General features: G+C 49.1%; 15 protein-coding genes and 1 tRNA gene. 8 read left to right on the top strand and 8 right to left on the bottom strand.

The annotated features are described in order from the left end of the window. The first annotated feature begins 37 nt into the window (after positions 1-37). From B4N58_RS07145 to B4N58_RS07155, 3 genes are all read left to right on the top strand, one after another. A tRNA-Ser gene (locus tag B4N58_RS07145) sits at positions 38-128 on the top strand. A 143-nt stretch (positions 129-271) separates the two neighbouring features. Then, positions 272-2,059, top strand: coding sequence for a hypothetical protein (locus B4N58_RS07150; RefSeq protein WP_291747445.1), 1,788 nt, complete (start codon positions 272-274; stop codon positions 2,057-2,059). 388 nt (positions 2,060-2,447) lie between these two features. Beyond that, a complete protein-coding gene (locus B4N58_RS07155) occupies positions 2,448-3,743 on the top strand; it encodes a hypothetical protein (RefSeq protein ID WP_291747448.1) in 1,296 nt (431 codons plus the stop codon). Between the two features lie 148 nt (positions 3,744-3,891). Here the strand turns inward: B4N58_RS07155 and B4N58_RS07160 are convergent, their stop codons facing one another. Next, positions 3,892-4,467, bottom strand: coding sequence for a recombinase family protein (locus B4N58_RS07160; protein ID WP_291747450.1), 576 nt, complete (start codon positions 4,465-4,467; stop codon positions 3,892-3,894). A gap of 321 nt (positions 4,468-4,788) precedes the next feature. On the opposite strand from B4N58_RS07160, the gene B4N58_RS07165 reads away from it, so the two are divergent. Continuing rightward, positions 4,789-7,887, top strand: a complete 3,099-nt coding sequence (locus B4N58_RS07165; protein ID WP_291747453.1) for an N-6 DNA methylase — start codon at positions 4,789-4,791, stop codon at positions 7,885-7,887. A 979-nt stretch (positions 7,888-8,866) separates the two neighbouring features. Here B4N58_RS07165 and B4N58_RS07170 read toward each other — a convergent pair. The 3 genes from B4N58_RS07170 to B4N58_RS07180 form a co-directional block, all read right to left on the bottom strand. Continuing rightward, complete coding sequence (locus B4N58_RS07170) at positions 8,867-9,298, bottom strand: hypothetical protein (RefSeq protein ID WP_291747456.1); 432 nt, start codon at positions 9,296-9,298, stop codon at positions 8,867-8,869. Positions 9,299-9,643: 345 nt separating this feature from the next. Continuing rightward, positions 9,644-9,907, bottom strand: a complete 264-nt coding sequence (locus B4N58_RS07175; protein ID WP_291747459.1) for a type II toxin-antitoxin system RelE family toxin — start codon at positions 9,905-9,907, stop codon at positions 9,644-9,646. Beyond that, positions 9,894-10,127, bottom strand: coding sequence for a CopG family transcriptional regulator (locus B4N58_RS07180; protein WP_291747462.1), 234 nt, complete (start codon positions 10,125-10,127; stop codon positions 9,894-9,896). Before B4N58_RS07180 ends, B4N58_RS07175 begins: the two co-directional genes overlap by 14 nt. 180 nt (positions 10,128-10,307) lie before the next feature. Here B4N58_RS07180 and B4N58_RS07185 point away from each other — a divergent pair, with 180 nt between their 5' ends. Together B4N58_RS07185 and B4N58_RS07190 are read left to right on the top strand one after the other, a co-directional pair. After that, entirely contained in the window at positions 10,308-10,904 is a 597-nt protein-coding gene (locus B4N58_RS07185) for a DsbA family oxidoreductase (protein ID WP_291747465.1), read from the top strand. Between the two features lie 88 nt (positions 10,905-10,992). After that, positions 10,993-12,327: an NAD(P)H-dependent oxidoreductase gene (locus tag B4N58_RS07190; RefSeq protein WP_291747468.1), complete on the top strand. Its 1,335-nt coding sequence runs from the start codon at positions 10,993-10,995 to the stop codon at positions 12,325-12,327. A gap of 17 nt (positions 12,328-12,344) precedes the next feature. Here B4N58_RS07190 and B4N58_RS07195 read toward each other — a convergent pair whose 3' ends face one another. The 3 genes from B4N58_RS07195 to B4N58_RS07205 all read right to left on the bottom strand — a co-directional run bounded on the left by B4N58_RS07195 (position 12,345) and on the right by B4N58_RS07205 (position 16,335). Next, positions 12,345-12,779, bottom strand: a complete 435-nt coding sequence (locus tag B4N58_RS07195; RefSeq protein WP_008252267.1) for a VOC family protein — start codon at positions 12,777-12,779, stop codon at positions 12,345-12,347. A 106-nt stretch (positions 12,780-12,885) separates the two neighbouring features. Beyond that, entirely contained in the window at positions 12,886-14,856 is a 1,971-nt protein-coding gene (locus tag B4N58_RS07200) for an alkyl/aryl-sulfatase (protein ID WP_291747473.1), read from the bottom strand. Positions 14,857-14,934: 78 nt separating this feature from the next. Next, the gene (locus tag B4N58_RS07205) at positions 14,935-16,335 is read right to left on the bottom strand and encodes a sodium-dependent transporter (RefSeq protein WP_291747476.1); all 1,401 of its coding nucleotides are present in this window, start codon (positions 16,333-16,335) and stop codon (positions 14,935-14,937) included. A 43-nt stretch (positions 16,336-16,378) separates the two neighbouring features. On the opposite strand from B4N58_RS07205, the gene B4N58_RS07210 reads away from it, so the two are divergent. Then, positions 16,379-17,005, top strand: coding sequence for a class I SAM-dependent methyltransferase (locus tag B4N58_RS07210; RefSeq protein ID WP_291747479.1), 627 nt, complete (start codon positions 16,379-16,381; stop codon positions 17,003-17,005). Positions 17,006-17,013: 8 nt separating this feature from the next. On the opposite strand, the gene B4N58_RS07215 is transcribed toward B4N58_RS07210, so the two are convergent. Further along, complete coding sequence (locus B4N58_RS07215) at positions 17,014-17,214, bottom strand: heavy-metal-associated domain-containing protein (RefSeq protein ID WP_291747482.1); 201 nt, start codon at positions 17,212-17,214, stop codon at positions 17,014-17,016. 123 nt (positions 17,215-17,337) lie between these two features. Here B4N58_RS07215 and B4N58_RS07220 point away from each other — a divergent pair, with 123 nt between their 5' ends. After that, entirely contained in the window at positions 17,338-19,542 is a 2,205-nt protein-coding gene (locus tag B4N58_RS07220) for a heavy metal translocating P-type ATPase (protein ID WP_291747485.1), read from the top strand. Positions 19,543-19,547 lie beyond the last annotated feature (5 nt).

Raw genomic sequence — 19,547 nt, forward strand, 5'->3', positions numbered from 1 at the left:
CCAAGGGGATTCTTTGCTATACTCTCGCGCTTACCGCGGAGAGATGGATGAGTGGTTTAAGTCGCACGCCTGGAAAGCGTGTATAGGTTAATAGCCTATCGGGGGTTCGAATCCCCCTCTCTCCGCCAGAAACTAGATAGGGGCCCTCGAGGCCCTTTATTTATTTGACCTCTAGGACTGATGCGGATTTCAACAGGGTTTTCAATAGGAACCCTGGATAGATATTTGGATATTTACTCCTGATATCATCCGTCTCATGGACTCGACTGAATTGGCTAAACCCCCAGGATTTCAGAAGCACGGTAAAACATACCGTGTCCAGAAAGCTATTCCAAAAGACCTTCGACCACTTTACGGTGGGAAGCAAACAATTTTCCGAAAGATTGATTCGATAGAACTGCGCTCGGCTGCTGCTGAGGCTTGGAGAATTCTTGCTGCGCTAGAGACCGAATTCGAGGCGCGTAGAAAAGGATTGTCGCCTACTGGCAACCTAGAGGTTGCTTCTGGGGACGAGCCACTGCTTCGAGACCAAATATCCAGCGATGAAATCTCGCAGATATGTGAGCATGTGGCGTACTCAATATTAGATTCCGATGAGACCTCACGCAGGGATGGAACATACTCGGACGATTGGATGTTTGACCATGCCAACAAAATCATCATCGAAGGAGACAGTTGGACGAGACAGGCCTTGTCGAGAGGTGTTTACCCGGAGGAGATGACCCACAGTGCCACCGAATGGCTCTATGCATATGGTTTTTCCCTCGACCCAAACGGCGAACATTTCAAGCGTTTCATGTTTAAGTTCGCTGCTATGGTCCAGTCCACTGTAAAGGCAAGGATTGCCCGGAATCAGGGTGAGTATGTTCCAACACCTGATGCACCATCTAAGCCATTTGATTCATCTAGTATCTCAGAGGAGCCTGCTGGACAGTCAGGTGTAGTGCCTTCTCAGAGCCCAGCAAGTCTAGTTGATAAAACGATATCCTTTAATTTGCGAGACTTGGTCGAGGAGTTTCTAGAACTTCAAGACAGACAGACGGCTATGTATAAAAAGTATTCTGCAGTTTTGCATCTGCTGGTTGAGTACTTGCGTAACCCTCGAATTGACCGAATTAAGCAAGTTGATATCGAGAAATACCTTGAGGCAGTTTGTCGACGCATTCCCCCAAGATGGAGGGACCATTTAAACAAGGGTCAAACATTGACGACGCTTCTTCAGCGTGACTGGGTTGATGTTGGAATTTCTCCAAAAACGTTCAGCTCAACTTACATCGCGGCACTTGGACCGTTTTTAAACCATGCAAAGAGGCGCTATTCAGACCCTCCCCTGGGTTATCCTTCATTCTCTCCAAACATAACAGTCAGTGGAGTTAAATACTCGGGTACGAAAGCCGAGGGGATGAAAGTTCAGAGATCTCTCAGAGCAGATGAGCTGATTAGGCTCTTCGATGGCCCCGAAATGGCGAAGTTCAGGGACAACCCAGAGGAACACCACAAATATTGGTTACCTTTGATTGGGCTATACACCGGCGCTCGCGTCAATGAAATTTGTCAGCTCAACCCACATATTGATATTGACATCACAGCCCTCATTCCACACTTCATCTTCACGGATGAGTCTGAGACAGAACAGGGTGTTCGAAAGTCGGTTAAGAACGAGACATCTAAACGATCTGTGCCGATTCATCCCGTTTTAATTCGGCTCGGTCTCCTGGATTTCGTAAGAAAGTCTCGGAGTGAATCCAGCAGCAAAATTATTTTCAGCGAGTGGCCTCCATCAAAAGGCCGTGCAAGTGCAAAGGCTGAAAAATGGTTTCGGGGCTTCCTGGCTGAACTTGGAATACGTGATGAGACCCCAGGGAAAAATGTATCTGGCATGCACGCATTCAGGCACACATTCTTGAATAGAGCATTGAATTTAGGTATCACCAACGCGGAAGTATTAACCGGACATGCTGGGGGTAAGTCCAGAGTGGTTCGTGGATATGAAGGGGAGCTCTCTCTAGAGGCGAAACTCAAGGTGCTGTCTAAACTGGAATTTGATTTGAAGCATTAAGTTTCGTACTTCTACCCCTGGGGTAAGATACTAGGAAAGAATGAGCTAACAATACTTCAATCCCTGAAGACCACCCCACATTTTACCCTCAAGGGTTCATCTTCAGGATTAACAATAAGCTTGGCCATTGTTGATGTGAATCATCATTGACCTCAGTCCATGGGTCTCTACCCCACAGGAAATCTCTCGGTTTTCCCCACGTGTATCTCTCTAGATGTATCAGGGAGATTTCCCCATAGGTAGGGCCTGTAAGAACCAAGCTCTTCCTCTTCCAGAAATCCTGGTGTTCCCAACTCCAGTTCCCCCACAAGTCAAAACCCCTTGAAATCTCACTTGGTAATTCCAGTGGGGACCCTCAAGGGGTTTTTCCATTCTGGAACCCCAAACCATGCATCATTCCCAAAACGAAGCATACGACCATCAACAGCCACAAGAGCGTGAGCAATTCGTCGACGAGTGGTTGACTACCACTACCCAGTCAGGCTCTGAGCTAGTTAAATCCATCGCCTCACAAATTTGCACTCACGAGACCCATGCGCGGCTTCGGAAACGCAAAAGGAAAAACGGAGACCATCACAAGTACATGCAGCAACTTCAAATGCTGGTGGCCAACCTAGCCTATTCCGTGCTTCACCTTGAGGGTCAGCCACTGGGAATCACACGCAATAAAAACGTGCTGTGTCAGACAGGCCGCTACAAAGCTCAGGTGATGTCAAAGACGCTGCCCCAGATTCTGGACCTTCTGGAGGCAGTCGGATTGCTTAAGCAGTCGCTTGGTGACTCCTATGCGGTCGATAGCAGGCTCAGGAGGCAGACAACTATTTGGCCTACTGCCGAGTTTGTAAAGCTGATTTCTGACCACCAGCTGGGGGCCTCTGATTTTGGTCGGCGTTTCAGCGGTGAAACAATCATCTTGAAATCAACTAAGGGCCGCTGCAAGACGTCAACACAGATGGAGTATGTCGACACACCGACCACAAACGCCATGCGGTCAGTAATGACCCACATTAACGAGCATTTAGCGGCTGCCAAAATTGACTTTATTACCAACAATGAATCGGACTATGTGGACACCTCCAAACGCAACCTGGTCAGAATTTTCAATGATGCTCAGTTCAATCTTGGCGGACGCATGTACCGGGCCTTTTGGATAGAACTAACGAAATCACAAAGGGCGAACGGTTTACGCATCAACGGTAATCGGGTGGTTAGCTTGGATTTCGGACAGATGGCCCCAAGGGTGTTCTATTCAAAAGCGGGCGCTGATATTCACTTTGAGGACGCTTACTCGTTGCCCGGCTGGGGCCCCTGTTGGCGCCCTGCAATTAAGACTGTACTAAGTGCCATGGTGTGCTCAAAGTCGGAACTCACAAGGCGACCTAAGGGGCTTGGCAAAGTCTGGCCAAACAAAAAGGTGGCCTTCAAATCACTTGTAAACGCCCTCAAGTCCCACCACGCACCAATCAATCAATTTTTCGGCACGGGTGCTGGGCTAATGTACCAGTTCGAGGAAAGTAACCTTGTCATCCAAATCCTACTTGAGTTGAACCGCAGGGGGGTCACAGCACTTCCAGTGCACGATTGTCTGATTGTTGAACAACAAAATGAAGAACTTGCTGGGCTGGTAATGCGCGAAATGACGAAGAAAGCTTTTGACTTTGACCCTGTTATTAGCCGGGAATAGAGGATGGCTACTTAGACGAGAGTTTTGCTGCAAAAATCTGAGCCGGTAATCGAGATAATCGGGGAGATTGGATCCCCCCCTCGGGGGTCCCTTTGGTCATGGGCACTCGTGGAAGTTATAGCGGCCACCAGGACCACCAGAGGACACCTCAAGCCGCGTCTCTTGCTCTCATGATGGTTTGTCTGGTGGTGTTGAAATCCCTAGCTAGCTGGGCCACTGTAGACCCCTGGGTGAGCTTTAGTCTTACCTCGTCCTTTTGCTGCTGGGTTAAGGTCGATGGTCTACCAAAAGTCTTTCCCTCAGCCTTGGCCCGATTGAGTCCCGCTTGGGTCCGCTCAATCAACAGGTCACGCTCAAACTCCGCCACCGCCCCTAGAACCTGCATGGTCATCTTTCCGGCTGCACTGGTGAGGTCTACCCCGCCCAGGGCCATGCAGTGGACCCGCACGCCCATCCCCTCAAGATGCTCAACAGTGGCCCTGACATCCATGGCGTTCCTGCCTAGGCGGTCGAGCTTGGTAACAATCAACACATCCTGGTCCTCAAGCTTCTCCAAAAGCCGCAGGAAGCCCGGGCGTTGCATCGCAGGCACGGACCCAGAGATTGTCTCAGAGACAACCCTGGAGGGCTTTACATCGAACCCTGCTGCTTTGATTTCACCAAGCTGGTTGGCGGTGGTCTGGTCGATGGTGGACACTCGGCAATACGCAAATACTCTCGACATCTAGAATCCTTTTTGACCGAAAACGATGTCCGATAATAAATAGCGTCCGAAATATTGTCAACCCTAGGTTACGGACACGCATTTTAAGAGTGTACGGAACCGGAGGTTTTAGTACAAATATCTCATCTTCGACACATACTGTTACCACTTGTTAGGCAAATGGAGACAAACTTTAACTTGTTCATTTCGCCCACAGTATATTTTTGGGTACTCATTTCCACTAACGGCGGAATAGCTTAAAGGCCTTCTGATATCGTGTTAGGTTCTCAGAGACGCGTATTTGTTATACCGCGCTAAATCGCCTACTACACCTAAACAAAGATGATAAAACTTTTCGATATTGAGGCTTGGCTCACCGCTCTTTCTTTCGTTCCTACCACCGACAGGCTCACATGGACCTACACGACCAGCGCAGGCTATGTAATATCTGTAGCCATAGACTCATCTGATCCATGTAACTCAAAAATAAGTTTTGGTTCGAAAATTGTGGTTGGACATAAAGGTGTCTGTAACTTTAAAAAGTTGGAGAATTTTGTCGGTCTCGAATGTGTCATTCGACTGCTGGAGAAAGGATACAGCCCATCTTGCATTGAACTCGAAAAGACGTGGCCCAGCGGACATTCAACTAGCGGACGTCTTGATATTCTGCTGTTCAGGGGTAAGGGAGCTAAGAGGAAAAGCTTCGCCATGATTGAGTGTAAGCAATGGGGTACGGAGTATTCCGATGAGCGCAACAAAATGCTCAAAGATGGCGGCCAGCTTTTCAGCTACGCTATTCAGGAGCCAACGACTGAATATTTGACGCTATACGCATCTACGCTCGATCCAGGCGGTTCGATAAAAATGATCGCAGAGCAGGTCCACTATGCCCCTATTAATGTAGGGAATCAAGAGGAAAACTATACTGCCTGGGATAAATCTTTCCAACTTGGGGGGCTGTTATCTGATATTTCAGGTCCCTATTTAAGTTCCAAGAAAAATCTGAAAAAGGAAGATCTTATTGAGCTGGATCAAGAGACCGGTCAAGGGCTATTTAACAGTTTTGCTGAAATACTCCGTCGTCATGCCATATCCGACAAATCAAATGCATTTAATAAGATCTTTAATCTTTTTGTTTGTAAAATATGTGATGAAGATTGTAAATCACCCGCTGATGAGCTTGATTTCCAATGGAAAATTGCTGATACAGCTAAGGCTTTGATAGAGACAAGACTGTCAGCACTTTACATCAAGGGTCTAAAAGACTATCTACAAGTAGACATTGAAAATGCCTATTTTTCACCTTTGGCAGAGTTTTCATTTATAGATACTTATGACCTAAAAAGCTATGAACGCAATGCTTCAGTAATACGGGAAGTTGTTGAACTTCTTCAGCCATATCAAATTAAATACACACAGAAACATCAATTTTTAGGGGATTTTTTCGAGGATTTGTTAAATAGTGGGATTAAGCAAGAGGCCGGTCAATTTTTTACACCAACTATAGTCGCTAGATTTTTTCTCAAGTCGGTGCCTGTACATTCTTTAATTGAATCTAAAATAAAATCAGGCAGCTCAGATATTCTTCCTTATCTAATTGATTATTCGTGTGGTGCTGGGCATTTTTTAACCGAAGCAATCGACGAAATTCAGCAGAAAATAGATGTTATTGATCCAGCGAATTTAGTAGGGCGGTATCAGAAGAAATTTCTTGCAATTAAAGATAACTTTTATTGGGCCAAAGATTATATATACGGTATTGAAAAAGATTACAGATTGGCAAAGACAACAAAAATCGCGATGTTTCTGTATGGTGATGGGGATGCGGTAATTATTAATGGCGATGGTCTTGATGACTTTAATGCGAGTAAAACATACAAAGGTCTTCTGAAAATCAACGACAAAAGAAAATACTTAGAGCAGTTCGATGTCGTAGTGTCAAACCCACCGTTTTCGATTTCTGGGTTTAAATCGGATATTCCCCTAGTTGATGAAAACTTCACCCTGGGTGCCAACCTTGGGCTCAACAGTTCTGAGATTGAATGCCTATTTATTGAGCGCTGTGGCCAGCTATTAAAGCCTGGTGGGTACATGGGCCTTATATTACCGTTGAGTATCCTAAACAACGAATATCGGGTATATCAAGAAGCGCGCAAGTTGCTGTTGGTGCAATTTGAAATTGCTGGGTTAGTTGAAATGCGCGACAAGACGTTTAAGCCAACTAATACCACGACCGTTGGTATTTTCGGCCGTAAGCGAAGTCAAGATGTTTTGCGTTCAAAAACAATTGAGTTATGCCAAGCATTACTTGGAGTTGTACCAGCATCTGACGAAGCCAAAGATGCTATTTCATTCGCCACCAAAGCAGGGGTAGAAAAAAATATAATTGAGCATCAGGCTGCGGAATTGCTGCAGCAACTGATTGATAAATCTAGCCCTCTGGTTGTTGAGGGTTGTGGGCTTTCAGATGAAATCGCAATTGCTCTGATTGCATTCTTGAATGATAGAAAAGTTGCCTTAGTGTTCACTGGTGATAAGAAAGAGCAGGAGGCATTTCTAGGCTACAGGTATTCCTCCGGTAGAGGTAGGGAGAGTGTGGAAGAATTGCGTTCACCGGAAGGGGAGCTCCTTTCTAGTCTCTATGACGAAAACAATCTGCACAACCCAGAAAAAGCCAATGCTCATATTCTTGCTGCTTTTGACCAATCACCTTTACCGGTTCCTATTGAACTGGAGAAGTCAGTTAAATATTCTTCTCTCAATCAGCTTTTATGTTTTAAGTCGTTCACCATCGAAAACCCATCAACGGCATTCGCTTCTGATACTGGGGATATAGAATCAAATAGCCCATTCGGTGACTTCATCGACGATATGAGTCAAGTGACAATTGACTGGGATAGTTTGATTTCAAAAGCAGAGATAGTACCTATATCCGGACTCGTATATTCGAAGAAGTCTGAGACACCAAGGCAAACGAATAATCGCGTTCTTACCGCAAGCAATCTCTGTTTGAGGACTGGAAAGATAGATACCAGTGCAAAACTTATTTATTTGGAAGAGTCTTTTGTAATAGATGAGACCCTTTGTCCTCAGAAAGGGGATATTGTTATCTCGAAGGCGAGTGGGAGTCTGAAGCACTTAGGCAAGGCAATATATATTGATGAAAATCTACCGGGTCATGCAGTGGGTGGATTTTTGATGATTTTAAGATTTAGTAATGAAAAACTCGGCAAGGCGATATTTTATAGGCTTTTATCCAAGAAATTCAGACTTTATGTAGCAAGCTTAAAGGGGCAAAATATCAACAACATTGATTTGGGTGATATCCAAAGAGCCAGGTTAACGATACCTCTCGATTTGGACACTTTTTACAAGTCGGCTATAAAAAAAGAAGCTCAGTTAAAATCAATTACTAAAAAGTTAACGAACCTCAGGAAATAAAATGAATTTACTTGAATGAACTACGAGTGTGTAGCAAATTTTGAGCCCTAAATTGAGCTGAACATGTAATTTTCTGTGAATAAACTCGCCGCCACTAAAAGACTTTAGGCTACCGAATGGCGTCTACGTATGACGGATTCCATCAAGTCCAGGCAGTTTAGCTGTGGGCACGTCTTTTAAGTTTTGAGATACAGGCTGTTGCTGAATCACTGTAGACCACTTTGGGTTCATATTGCTAAGCTTAAGTTGGTAAGAGGTTGTCACCTTAAGTTTTCTTTTGGTTCTATTTGATTTGATGGTCTCTTCCACACCACTAGAAAGTAAAAATTGGATATTCAGAATCCCATGGTCTTATTCATCTGGGAAGACGTTTTTAGAGGTAAGAACTGAATATTCTGAATGAACTTATTGATAGAATGGTTATGTACAGTCGCTAAATATTAATCTCTAGGAGGTTTAGGTATCAACCTCGGATTGGTCGTATCTTATAATTAGTATCTTCAGAGTTGTGTAATATTGACTAAGTGATCTTTATTTGTTTACTTATTCAGTGTTTGTTCTCGATAATACCCTATGCTTGCTAATATTTTGAAGCGTGTGCCAAGATGCAGGGATGTCAAATATCCTTTACCACTGGCTGCTGTCACTGAGATAAAGCGAACGCTAGGTTTGTTACTCGGTTGACTAATTTTGGTAACGACGTCTAGCCCTGGGAGGAATGATATCACCCATCGTTTGAACCATTATTTCCGTCATTACAGCTGCGCACTGCTCGTTGTCGATTGCCCAGTCTGCTTGTTTTTGATTTTGACATTTAAAAACTGGTTTATTGCATACTTCACAATGTCGAATGTTTGAGAATGGACTCACCTTTAATTCGTCCCACTTTCTTGGGCATTCGAATCTGAAGCTACATTCAATCACTTCGAAGGTTTTGAAGGTTGGCATAGTGTGTTCCTTAACTTAATAACTAACTTGTTCAAGTTGTGAGAGTGATATTGATGTTTTGAGAGTAGTCGTCGTAATCCTCATCACCTGGAAGGTATTGAAAGAAAATCAAGATTGCGAGAGGTGTTAGTACAGTTGCGGCAATGAAATGGTGTATCACCCAGCGTTCAAACCTTAAGGCCATCGCGATGATGGGGGCCATGAAGTTTATGGCAAGGCCTCCAACGATTGCTGCCCAAAACCCGTCATATAAACCAATGTATACGGCGACCATTAACCCTGAAACAATACCAATTGCGGTCAGGTTTTTAGCTATATTGGAGAATAGCCACGGTGGCATAAGGAACCGTGCCCCAGGGTGCTTGCTATTCTGTACTTGGCTAGTTGCCCAGTAAGAGATTGAGATGTACTCGAGTACCAAAATTACCCAAATATTGCCGTTGTCAAATAGGTTTTCAAACATTAATCCTCCAGAAGAGATATAAGTAAATTACCGACAGAGAGGCAACTTTTACACGCTAGTTGTCATTCTTACAAGAGGGCCCTATTTGAGTGGGGGTGATGAATCTGGATATTTTTCTGGATAGACTCTTGCTTTAGCTTGTGCTAACCTAATGATATTGTTGATAAAACTCAAATCCCTGTCGAATCCCCCTCTCTCCGCCACAAATTACAAAAAGCCCTGAACCAAGTTCAGGGCTTTTTTCATTTCGGGGCGTTATGGAAGCAAAGTCCCTGCGGACTTTGCGTGGGGGATTCGAAGCTTTTCGCCAGTGACGCGAACAGCGGCACGCAGGTGTGGTGTGAGTCAATTGGTCTCATAAACACCAGATCGATGCCCAACCTTGATCACCGAAACAATCAATTCAGAATTTTTAATCTCATAAACAATTCGGTAGTCTCCGCAGCGCACTCTATACAGTTCTAGTCCTGTGAGTTTCTTGCAGCCTTCGCCCCTTGGGTTGATGGCGAGTTGGTCAATCGTCGAGAGGATCCTCCGTACATCTGGGTTTGAAATGCTTCGTAGATCTTTGGCGACTGATTTTTTGAAGACGATTTTATAGTTTGCCATGCTTCTTCAGGTCGTTAAGCAAGGCTTCATAACTGATCTCGGGCTCAGATAAACGGTTTGAGTACGCTTGAAGATCTTCCTGATCTTCTTTCATGAGAAGGCGTACGGCCTCGTCCACAAGTTCCGACAACGATTGTTGAGAACTGGCTGCCTTAATTCGAAGGGCTTGGTGTATGGTTGGGTCGAAATAAACTGTCGACCTTTTTGACAGGTTGCTCACAGTGGCACTCCTTTTAAAACGTCAAAGCATTATAACGTTGTAATGTTAAAGCGCCATCACTACTCCAAGGTAATATTGACCGAGAAACAGGCATTGCTTGCAAGCCAATGAGCGGTGTTCAAGCCGCCAAAGTGGCAAACTAACGCCAACAAATAGCAGCAATCAAAGCAGGAGTTCCCCATGTCAACTACCCCCATCAAAATTCAGGTCTGGACCGATTTCGTGTGTCCGTTCTGCCTGCTTGGTGAAGCCATCATCGAAAAAGCCATCGAAGGGTCGAATGTAGAAATAGAGTGGATGCCATTCGAGTTGCGGCCTTATCCAACACCCACCTTGAAGCCCGAAGATGAATACCTGCCAAGGGTGTGGAAGGCTGCGGTGTACCCAATGGCCGAGCGCCTTGGTGTGCCCATTCAATTGCCCACGGTGTCGCCGCAGCCGTACACACGCAAAGCATTCTTGGGTTTGCAATATGCGAAACAAGAGGGCAAGGGCAATCAATACGCGACCGCCGTGATGAAGGGTTTTTTTCAACAAAACCTGAACATTGGTGAAGACGATGTTTTGAAAAATATTCTTCACAGCCTGGGCTTAAACCCGGCCATGCTCGATGAATTTGTGAACTCGCCCCAAGCCAATGCGCAACACGATACCGACCTGCAATATGCAAAACAGGTGGGAATTCAAGCAGTGCCATCGTTGGCGGTGGGCTCACAGTTTTTCTCGGGTGTGCCCAGTGTGCAGGCCTTGCGTGATGCGATTCAACACGTAGCTTAAGTGCCCGGCTTAGGGATACTGCGGGTTTTGCTGGGCCTGCAAGCAAGTTATTCTGCTTGCCAACCAGCAGACTAAACACAAGGCAAACATGAACTTATTTTCCAAACTTCAGCAGCGCGCAGCGATTGGCAAACCCTTGCGCGTTGGCATGATCGGCGCTGGCAAGTTTGGCTCCATGTATCTTTCCCAAGTACCACGCACGCCCGGCATTCACATGGTGGGCATTGCTGACTTGTCGCCAGCGCGGGCGAAAGCGGCGCTTAAGAATGTGGGCTGGACAGAAGAAAGCTATGCCGCACTATCGCTTGAGCAAGCGGCCAGGCAGGGCAATACCGCGATTATTGACGACGGCATGAAGCTGATTGAGTCGCCTTTCGTGGACATCATCATTGACTCCACCGGCAACCCTGCCGTGGGCATTGCCCATGTGTTGGCGTGCTGTGAATTCAAGAAACACATTGTGATGGTGAATGTGGAAGCCGACGCACTGGCTGGTCCTTTGCTGAAACGCAAAGCCGACGAAGCGGGCATTGTGTACTCGCTGGCCTATGGCGACCAGCCCGCGTTGATTTTCGAAATGGTTGACTGGGCGCGAGCCGCTGGTTTTTCGGTGGTGGCTGCGGGCAAGGGCACCAAGTACCTGCCCACTTACCATGAAAGTACGCCCGATACGGTGTGGAACCACTACGGCCTGACCGCTGAAGACGCGGCCAAGGGCGGCATGAACGCGCAAATGTTCAACAGTTTTCTGGACGGTACAAAAAGCGCCATTGAAATGGCGGCCGTCGCCAATGCAACGGGTTTAGCAGCACCCAGTGGTTTAAAGTTTCCGGCGGTGGGTGTAGACGATCTGGCGCGTATTTTGAAGCCGCGCGAACACGGCGGCATTCTGGACCAGCGTGGACAGGTTGAGGTTATTTCCAGTGTTGAGCGTGATACCCGCCCTGTGTTTCGCGACCTGCGTTGGGGCGTGTATGTCACCTTTGCTGCCGACAGCGAATATGTGGCCCGTTGCTTCAAGGAATACGGTTTGATCACTGACCCAAGCGGGCAGTATTCCAGCATGTACAAACCGTTTCATTTGATTGGGTTGGAGCTGGGCATATCGGTGGCCTCCATCGGTATTCGAAGCGAGGCCACGGGTGCGCCAATTTGCTGGCACGGCGATGTGGTGGCCACAGCCAAACGCGACTTACAAGCCGGTGAAATGCTGGATGGTGAAGGCGGTTACACGGTGTATGGCAAGTTGATGCCAGCAAAGGAATCGCTGGCCTTGGGCGGACTGCCTTTGGGTTTGGCACATGGTGTGAAGTTGCTGAAACCGGTGAAGGCCGGGCAGGCCGTGAGCTGGAATGATGTGGCCCTTGACGCCAATTCCACAGCGGTGAAGTTCCGCCGTGAAATGGAACGCACGTTTACCTGATACTTACTTTGCAAAACTCATTTTGCAAAAATCTGGTCCATGTTGGCAAAGGCCTTGAACTCAAGCGCATTGCCGCATGGGTCCATGAAAAACATGGTGGCTTGCTCGCCAACCTGGCCTTTGAACCGAATGTAGGGCTCGATCACAAACTTGGTTCCCGCAGCTTTCAATCGGTCAGCCAATTCATTCCATTGCTCCATGGTCAAAATTACACCGAAGTGTTTGGCAGGTACGGCGTGGCCATCCACGCTGCTGTTGGCTTTGCAACCCACTTCTTCTGGTGCCAAGTGCGCCACCAGTTGGTGGCCGTAAAAGTTGAAGTCCACCCAGTGTGGGGCACTTCGGCCTTCTTCACAGCCAATTACCTCGCCGTAAAATTTGCGCGCGACTGCAATGTCAGTCACCGGAAAAGCAAGATGGAAAGGCTGAAGGGTTGAATGTGTTGCGGCCATGTGAATTACCAATAAATGTGCGGTTGATCATTCACACACTATAGGGTTGTTCGGGTTGCCCGGCCAATCGTGGAAACCCGAATATTACCGACAAGCCTTCGCCCAATTAGGGCGTCACGATGTTGAAATTGCCGGTCGCTTTGTCCAGCATGCCGAAAAACTGGCCCAGCTTGATGGTGCTGCCGTCAATCTGTGTTTGATCTGAAAACAGCAAATCAGTGGCGCCTGCTTCACCGGTCATCATGTTCAAAAAGAAGGGTTTGCTCAAGGTCAGTGTGGCTGCAGAATTTTCTTCTGCTTGGCCCGCACGGTGGTGCAGCACGCTGTTGTGGATTCTAAGCACATAACTTTCCTGCGTGTCGGAAAACACAAGGTTGATTTGAATGTCTTCACCCTCAGCCTTGTCGCTGTTCAGTGCGGCGGCCATGGCTTCCAGAAAACGTTCAGTGGGTGTGTGCTTCAGCATGTCGAGGAACATGCTGCGCTTGAAGCCTTCGTTGTAGCCACCTTGGCGCAACTCCAAGGCGCCGGTCAGGTAAAAGTTACGCCAGGGAGCCGATTCTGCCATGTAGCCCATCTGGTCAAAACTTGTTGCCAGCAAGGCCTTGGCGCGAGTGTTCTCAGGGTCGGCATACACCGCATGTTTCAGCAGTTCAGCAGCCCAGCGGTATTCTCCCTTGTTCACAGCGTCTTCAGCTTTGTTCAGCAAGGCCTCCATACCTCCAGCCACCTCCACATACTTTTTGGCGGCTTCGACCGGGGGCAGGGGGTTCAGGTTGGCGGGGTTCGCATCGAACCAACCCATGTAAAACTGGTACACCGCTTTCACGTTGTGTGACACGGTCCCGTAGTAACCGCGCCCACTCAGAAAGTTGTTCAAGGCCGGTGGCATGGTTACTTTTTCTGCAATTTCAGTGGAGGTGTAACCGGCATTCATGTGACGAACGGTTTGGTCATGAATGAAGCGGTACACATCGCGCTGTTTTTCCATAAAGCTGCGCACGTTCTCAGCGCCCCAAACCGGCCAGTTGTGCTGGTGAAACATCACTTCAGCATCGCCTGCGTAGGCAATGGCTTCGTCCATGTAACTGGCCCATTTCAGGGCATCGCGCACTTTGGCACCCCGTGGGGTGTACAGGTTGTGCAGCGTGTGGCCAAACAGTTCAGCACTGCCAAAGGCTTTCAATGCAGGTAGGTAAAACACAAACTCGGAAGGTGCTTCGCTGCCGGGCACGTTGTGGAACATGAATTCCAGCCCGTCAAGCATGTGGGTTTCTTTGGCTTCTTTCACCACCAGCGTGGGTGGCAAAATGCCCACCTTGCCGTAGGCCACAGCCTTGCCCAAGCCATTGTCGACTAGACCTTCCGGGCTGCGCGGCAGGCGTTTGCCGTACATGTAGGTGGACCTGCGCGCCATGGCCATGCCCACCAGCAGGTTTTCGCTGGTGGCTTCTTCCATGAAGCCCACCGGGGCCACCACCGGCACCTTGCGCGTTGCAACTTCCTCGGCACTGAGCACACCGAGTGCGCCACCAAAGTGGTCTACATGGCTGTGGGTAAACACAATTGCGCTCACTGGCTTATCGCCCAAATGTTGTCGTGCAAAGGCCATGGCGGCGCGTGCGGTCTCTTCGCTGGTTAGCACATCCACCACAATCCAGCCTGTGTCGCCTTCAATCAGCGTCATGTTCGACAAATCGAATCCGCGCAATTGGTAAATGCGGTCAGCCACTTTGTACAAACCAATTTGATTGTTCAAACTGGCTTGTCGCCACAGGCTGGGGTTCACCGTGGCTGGCGATTTGCCGTCAATGAAATTGAATTCGTCGTAATCCCAAATGACTTCGCCTTGCTCATTTTTCACCTGCCCGGTGGGCCTGGCAATCAACCCTTTGCGGGCATCGACATTGTTGGCTGAATCGACCAGATCAGTGTTCTTGGCCACTTCAGCGTGAAAGGCCTGTGTGAACTCACTGGCTGTGCTGTTGGGGTCGCTTGGGGCAGGGCTTTTTGAACACGCAGCCAGCAAGGCAGGGACGACAATGGCGAGAGTTGCCAAGGGCAGGTTGGTTTTCATACTGTCTCCGGAATATTTTTAATTTTCCTTATTACAGCATAAAAGTGGCATTGTGCGTGCCAGTAAATTGACTTGATTTCAGCTCATGAACTTGTTGATTACCGTGATCACAAACACGGTAGCCAGAATGACAGGAATCCAGAATGCAATGGCGAAATGGGTGTAGCGTTCAAGCCATCCACTGCTGCCGTTGTTGTTCAGCATTTCTGCTGCCATGTTGTGGCGTTTCCACTGCCACACCACCAGCAGGCAAATCAGCAAGCCATTGAATGGCAAAATGGTGTCGTAAAACACATCGACCAACACATCAAAAAGCGACTTGTTGGCACCGGAATAAAAAGCGAATTCGCTAAGCCATTTTACTTGTCCAAACGACAATGCACTGAAAATGGCGCCTACCGACACAGCTGCAATCACAAAGCCAAGCGCTGCATTGCGGGTTTTTTTGCTTTCGGCTTTCAGGGCGGCCACGGGCACTTCAATAATCGACACCAGCGAGGTAATGGCGGCCACAAACGCCAACAGGAAGAAGGTGGCTGCGATCAGGCTGGATACGGCATATCCGAACTTGGGCACCATCGCCATAAAGATATTGGGGAAGAACGAGAAAATCAAACCCACGGAAGAATCACTGAGCTCGCTTGGGTTGGTGTTGGGGTAAATGGCGAAAATTGCGGGCAGGGTCATGAGGCCTGCCACCAGCGCCACGCCGGTGTCGGTGCAGGCCAGCATTTTGGCCGACTGCACCAGGTTGTCTTGTTTGCGCAAATACGAGCCATAGGTGATCAGAATACCCATGCCCAGCGACAGCGAGAAGAATGCCTGGGACAGGGCGCCGTTGACCACGCTCCAGGTGATTCGATCCACTTGTGGCGTGAAATAAAACTTCAAACCGGCCATGGCATTGGGTAGTGTCAGTACAAATACAGCCAGGCCAATCAGCATGATGAACAGCATGGGCATGAGCAAGCGGGACGCTTTTTCAATGCCATCGCGCACACCCCCTTTCAATACAAAAATCACCATGGCGATCACTGCCAGCAGGTAGGCAAATATCCAGGGGCTGGTAATAAACCCGCCAAAATAAACAGGTGTGGCCAACTGATCCAGCATGCCGCCCAGCACCAAGACCAAATACCCCAGCAGCCACACGGTGAGTACGCTGTAGAACACGGCAATCATGAACGGTGTAACCAAGGACAAGGCACCGGCCAATACCCAGCCCTTGTGTCCTTTTGAAATTTCACGAAAAGCACCCAGTGGGCTTTTCCCGGTGGCACGGCCCAAACTAAGCTCGGCGAGAATCAGCGGAAGGCAAATGGCCACCACGAAAAAAATGTACAGTAACAAAAACGCACCGCCGCCATTTTTAGCAGCAGCCACCGGAAAACCCACCAAATTGCCAATGCCCACGGCTGAACCTGCTGCGGCCAGCACAAAGCCGATTTTGGATGAAAACTGGTCTGGGTTGTTTTGCATGGCGGCGCGGTTTCCTCAACACAATAAGGACAAAAAATTGGGAATGTTTGCTGAATTATACGACCGCCACGTACTGCCCACCTTGCTTGATTTCGCATGTGGCATGAAAGCCATCAACAGGCAACGCCAGAAAGTGGTGCCCAAAGCCACGGGGCTGGTGCTTGAAATTGGAATTGGCACCGGCTTGAACATGCGCCATTACGACGCGTCCAAAGTGGAAAAAATCATTGGTCTTGACCCCGCCATGCAAATGCACCGCCTGGCGAAAAAACGAATTGATCAAACCGGTTTGAGTGTTGAACTGATGGGGCTTCCCGCCGAGAAAATTCCATTACCCGATGCAAGCATTGACACGATTGTGATGACCTACACCCTGTGCACCATTCCTGAACCCCTGCAAGCTTTGAAGGAAATGCGCCGGGTCTTGAAACCGGGCGGAAAATTGCTGTTTTGTGAACATGGTGTTGCACCCGATGAACAGGTGCGCAACACGCAGAATCGTTTGCAACCCGTGTGGGGAAAGCTGGCCGGTGGTTGCCATTTGAACCGCGACATTCCCGCTTTACTGAAGGCGGGCGGTTTTCAGGTCGATGAAATTGAAACCATGTATGTGCCCGGCCCCAAGGCGTTCACGTACAACTACTGGGGCCAGGCGTACTCGGAAAGCTAAGTCACATATCAACCATTGAGCACGGCTGGGTAGCCCGCATCGCTGATTGTTTTGGCGAGGCTGGTTGCAGGTAAACTGCTTTCAACCTGAACCAGTTTTTTGCCCAAATCAATTTGCACGGTGGCGTTGGAGTCTAGCGCCTTCACTGCACGTTCCACATTGGCTGAACAGCCGCCGCATTTCATTTTCTCTACGGTAAATTCAATCATTGTTGCACTCCGGTGGGTTGATCACGATTGTAGTCTGAAGCTTCCAATCATGGTAAGGTCAAGTGCTTGACATTGACATCATGGGAAGGTTCATGCTGTGGATATTGTTCAACGGAGAATGCCATGAGTTCGAATCACACATTGAATATTGCCGTCGGCGGGATGAGTTGTGCGTCCTGTTCCAGCGCAGTCGAGAAAGCGCTGTTGAAAGTGCCGGGTGTGCAATATGCCACAGTGAACCTGGCCACAGAAAAAGCGCAGATTGAATTTTCCAATCCCGCCACCCCCGAGCAAATTGCCAAGGCAGTAGTCGATGCTGGTTATGAAGCCGAGGTTTTGAATCAGGCTGGTGAAAAAACTTTCACTCAAAGCGCACCTGCCAAGGAAGGTTTTGGTGAAGGTGCATTGGTTGCGATTGCAGCGCTTTTAACCTTGCCCTTGGTACTGCCCATGATCGCCATGCCGTTTGGCAAGCACTGGATGCTGCCGGGTTTCATGCAATTGTTTCTGGCCATTCCGGTTCAGTTCTGGTTGGGCGGGCGCTTTTACCGCGCTGGTTTGAAGGCCATTCAGAACCGCACCGGCAATATGGATTTGTTGGTGGCCATTGGCACCACAGCGGCATTTGGCCTGTCTGTATACATGATGGAGCAGGGCAGCAGCCACCTGTACTTTGAAGCCTCGAGCGCGGTGATTACTTTGGTGATGCTGGGAAAGTGGCTTGAAGGCCGTGCGAAACGTCAAACCACGGCTGCCATTGCCGCTTTGCAGGCTTTGCGGCCCGACACAGCTCGCGTACGTCGTGACGGTGTGGAACAAACCGTGCCAATGGCGCAGGTGCAATTGGGTGACCAAGTGGTGGTTCGCCCCGGGGAAAGGGTTCCTGTGGATGGGGTGGTGCTTGAAGGCAGCAGTCATGTGGACGAGGCCTTGATCACCGGTGAAAGCGAACCTGTGGTGAAAGCAGTGGGCAGCAAAGTGACCGGTGGCGCGGTGAACATTGATGGTTTGCTGTTGATTCAGACCAGCGCAGTGGGCACAGAAACGACATTGGCCCGTATTATTCGTTTGGTAGAAGATGCGCAGGCCGCCAAGCCAGACATTCAAAAACTGGTCGACAAGGTCAGTGCAGTATTTGTGCCTGTGGTGTTGGTGATCGCGCTGTTCACCTTGCTTGCGTGGGGATTCACAAGTAACTGGGAAGTGGCCATTTTGAATGCAGTGGCTGTGTTGGTGATCGCTTGCCCTTGCGCATTGGGTTTGGCCACACCCACGGCGATTATGGCGGGCACCGGGGTGGCTGCGCGCAACGGAATTTTGATCAAAGACGCACAGGCACTCGAGCTGGCCCACAGCATTAACACGGTGGTGTTCGACAAAACCGGTACTTTGACCGTGGGCAAACCCACCTTGATGCAGTGTGAAGCTGTGCAGGGCGAAGCAGGCGCGATGCTGGCCAAAGCCGCTGCCGTTGAAGCGGGCAGCATGCACCCATTGGCCAGTGCAGTGAAAGACCGCGCCCAACAAGACCAGCTTGTTGCGCCCAGGGCCAGTGATTTGCAAGATGTTGCAGGCAAGGGATTGTCGGCCATGGTGGGTGAAGGCCGCGTGTATGTCGGCACCATTCGCTGGATGGAAGAACTGGGTGTTTCAACCAACACCATGCAACAACTATTGGGCAAGTTGAACCCCAATGCAGCGACCCGTTCCTGGGTTGCGGAAGAAACCGGCACGGGCATTCGTTTGCTGGGTGTACTGGCCTTCGGCGATGAACTGAAACCCAGCGCACACGGTGCTGTCAATTCATTGCACAGGCTTCATGTGAACACGGTTTTATTGACAGGCGACACACAAGCCAGCGCTGAGCGAGTGGCCACTGAGTTGGGAATTCAACAGGTGTTGGCCGAACAACTGCCCGGCGACAAATCCAGGGCAGTAGTTGCGCTTCGCGACGCCAATGACCATGGCAAACAGGTGGTGGCCATGGTGGGCGACGGCATTAATGATGCGCCTGCGCTGGCGGTGGCCGATGTCAGCTTTGCCATGTCCACCGGGACCGACGTGGCCATGCACACAGCCGACATCACGCTGATGCGTTCTGACCCCAGCCTGGTGGCGCAAACCATCGACATTTCACGCCGCACCTACAACAAGATCAAACAGAATTTGTTCTGGGCCTTCATCTACAACGCGGTGGGTATACCGCTGGCCGCCCTTGGTTACCTGAACCCGGTGCTGGCGGGTACAGCCATGGCCCTGAGCTCGGTCAGTGTAGTCACCAACGCCTTGATGTTGCGTAACTGGAAGCCTGCCAATTCTGGCAAATGAGAAGG

Source organism: Limnobacter sp. UBA3528 (assembly GCF_002377005.1).
Lineage (GTDB): Bacteria > Pseudomonadota > Gammaproteobacteria > Burkholderiales > Burkholderiaceae_B > Limnobacter.

What these genes read in the sequence shown, in the direction of transcription:
- B4N58_RS07155 (WP_291747448.1), top strand. Translation starts at nt 2,448, where the DNA reads ATGCATCATTCCCAAAACGAAGCATACGACCATCAACAGCCACAAGAG.
- B4N58_RS07160 (WP_291747450.1), bottom strand. Translation starts at nt 4,467, where the DNA reads ATGTCGAGAGTATTTGCGTATTGCCGAGTGTCCACCATCGACCAGACC.
- B4N58_RS07165 (WP_291747453.1), top strand. Translation starts at nt 4,789, where the DNA reads ATGATAAAACTTTTCGATATTGAGGCTTGGCTCACCGCTCTTTCTTTC.
- B4N58_RS07170 (WP_291747456.1), bottom strand. Translation starts at nt 9,298, where the DNA reads ATGTTTGAAAACCTATTTGACAACGGCAATATTTGGGTAATTTTGGTA.
- B4N58_RS07175 (WP_291747459.1), bottom strand. Translation starts at nt 9,907, where the DNA reads ATGGCAAACTATAAAATCGTCTTCAAAAAATCAGTCGCCAAAGATCTA.
- B4N58_RS07185 (WP_291747465.1), top strand. Translation starts at nt 10,308, where the DNA reads ATGTCAACTACCCCCATCAAAATTCAGGTCTGGACCGATTTCGTGTGT.
- B4N58_RS07190 (WP_291747468.1), top strand. Translation starts at nt 10,993, where the DNA reads ATGAACTTATTTTCCAAACTTCAGCAGCGCGCAGCGATTGGCAAACCC.
- B4N58_RS07195 (WP_008252267.1), bottom strand. Translation starts at nt 12,779, where the DNA reads ATGGCCGCAACACATTCAACCCTTCAGCCTTTCCATCTTGCTTTTCCG.
- B4N58_RS07200 (WP_291747473.1), bottom strand. Translation starts at nt 14,856, where the DNA reads ATGAAAACCAACCTGCCCTTGGCAACTCTCGCCATTGTCGTCCCTGCC.
- B4N58_RS07205 (WP_291747476.1), bottom strand. Translation starts at nt 16,335, where the DNA reads ATGCAAAACAACCCAGACCAGTTTTCATCCAAAATCGGCTTTGTGCTG.
- B4N58_RS07210 (WP_291747479.1), top strand. Translation starts at nt 16,379, where the DNA reads ATGTTTGCTGAATTATACGACCGCCACGTACTGCCCACCTTGCTTGAT.
- B4N58_RS07215 (WP_291747482.1), bottom strand. Translation starts at nt 17,214, where the DNA reads ATGATTGAATTTACCGTAGAGAAAATGAAATGCGGCGGCTGTTCAGCC.
- B4N58_RS07220 (WP_291747485.1), top strand. Translation starts at nt 17,338, where the DNA reads ATGAGTTCGAATCACACATTGAATATTGCCGTCGGCGGGATGAGTTGT.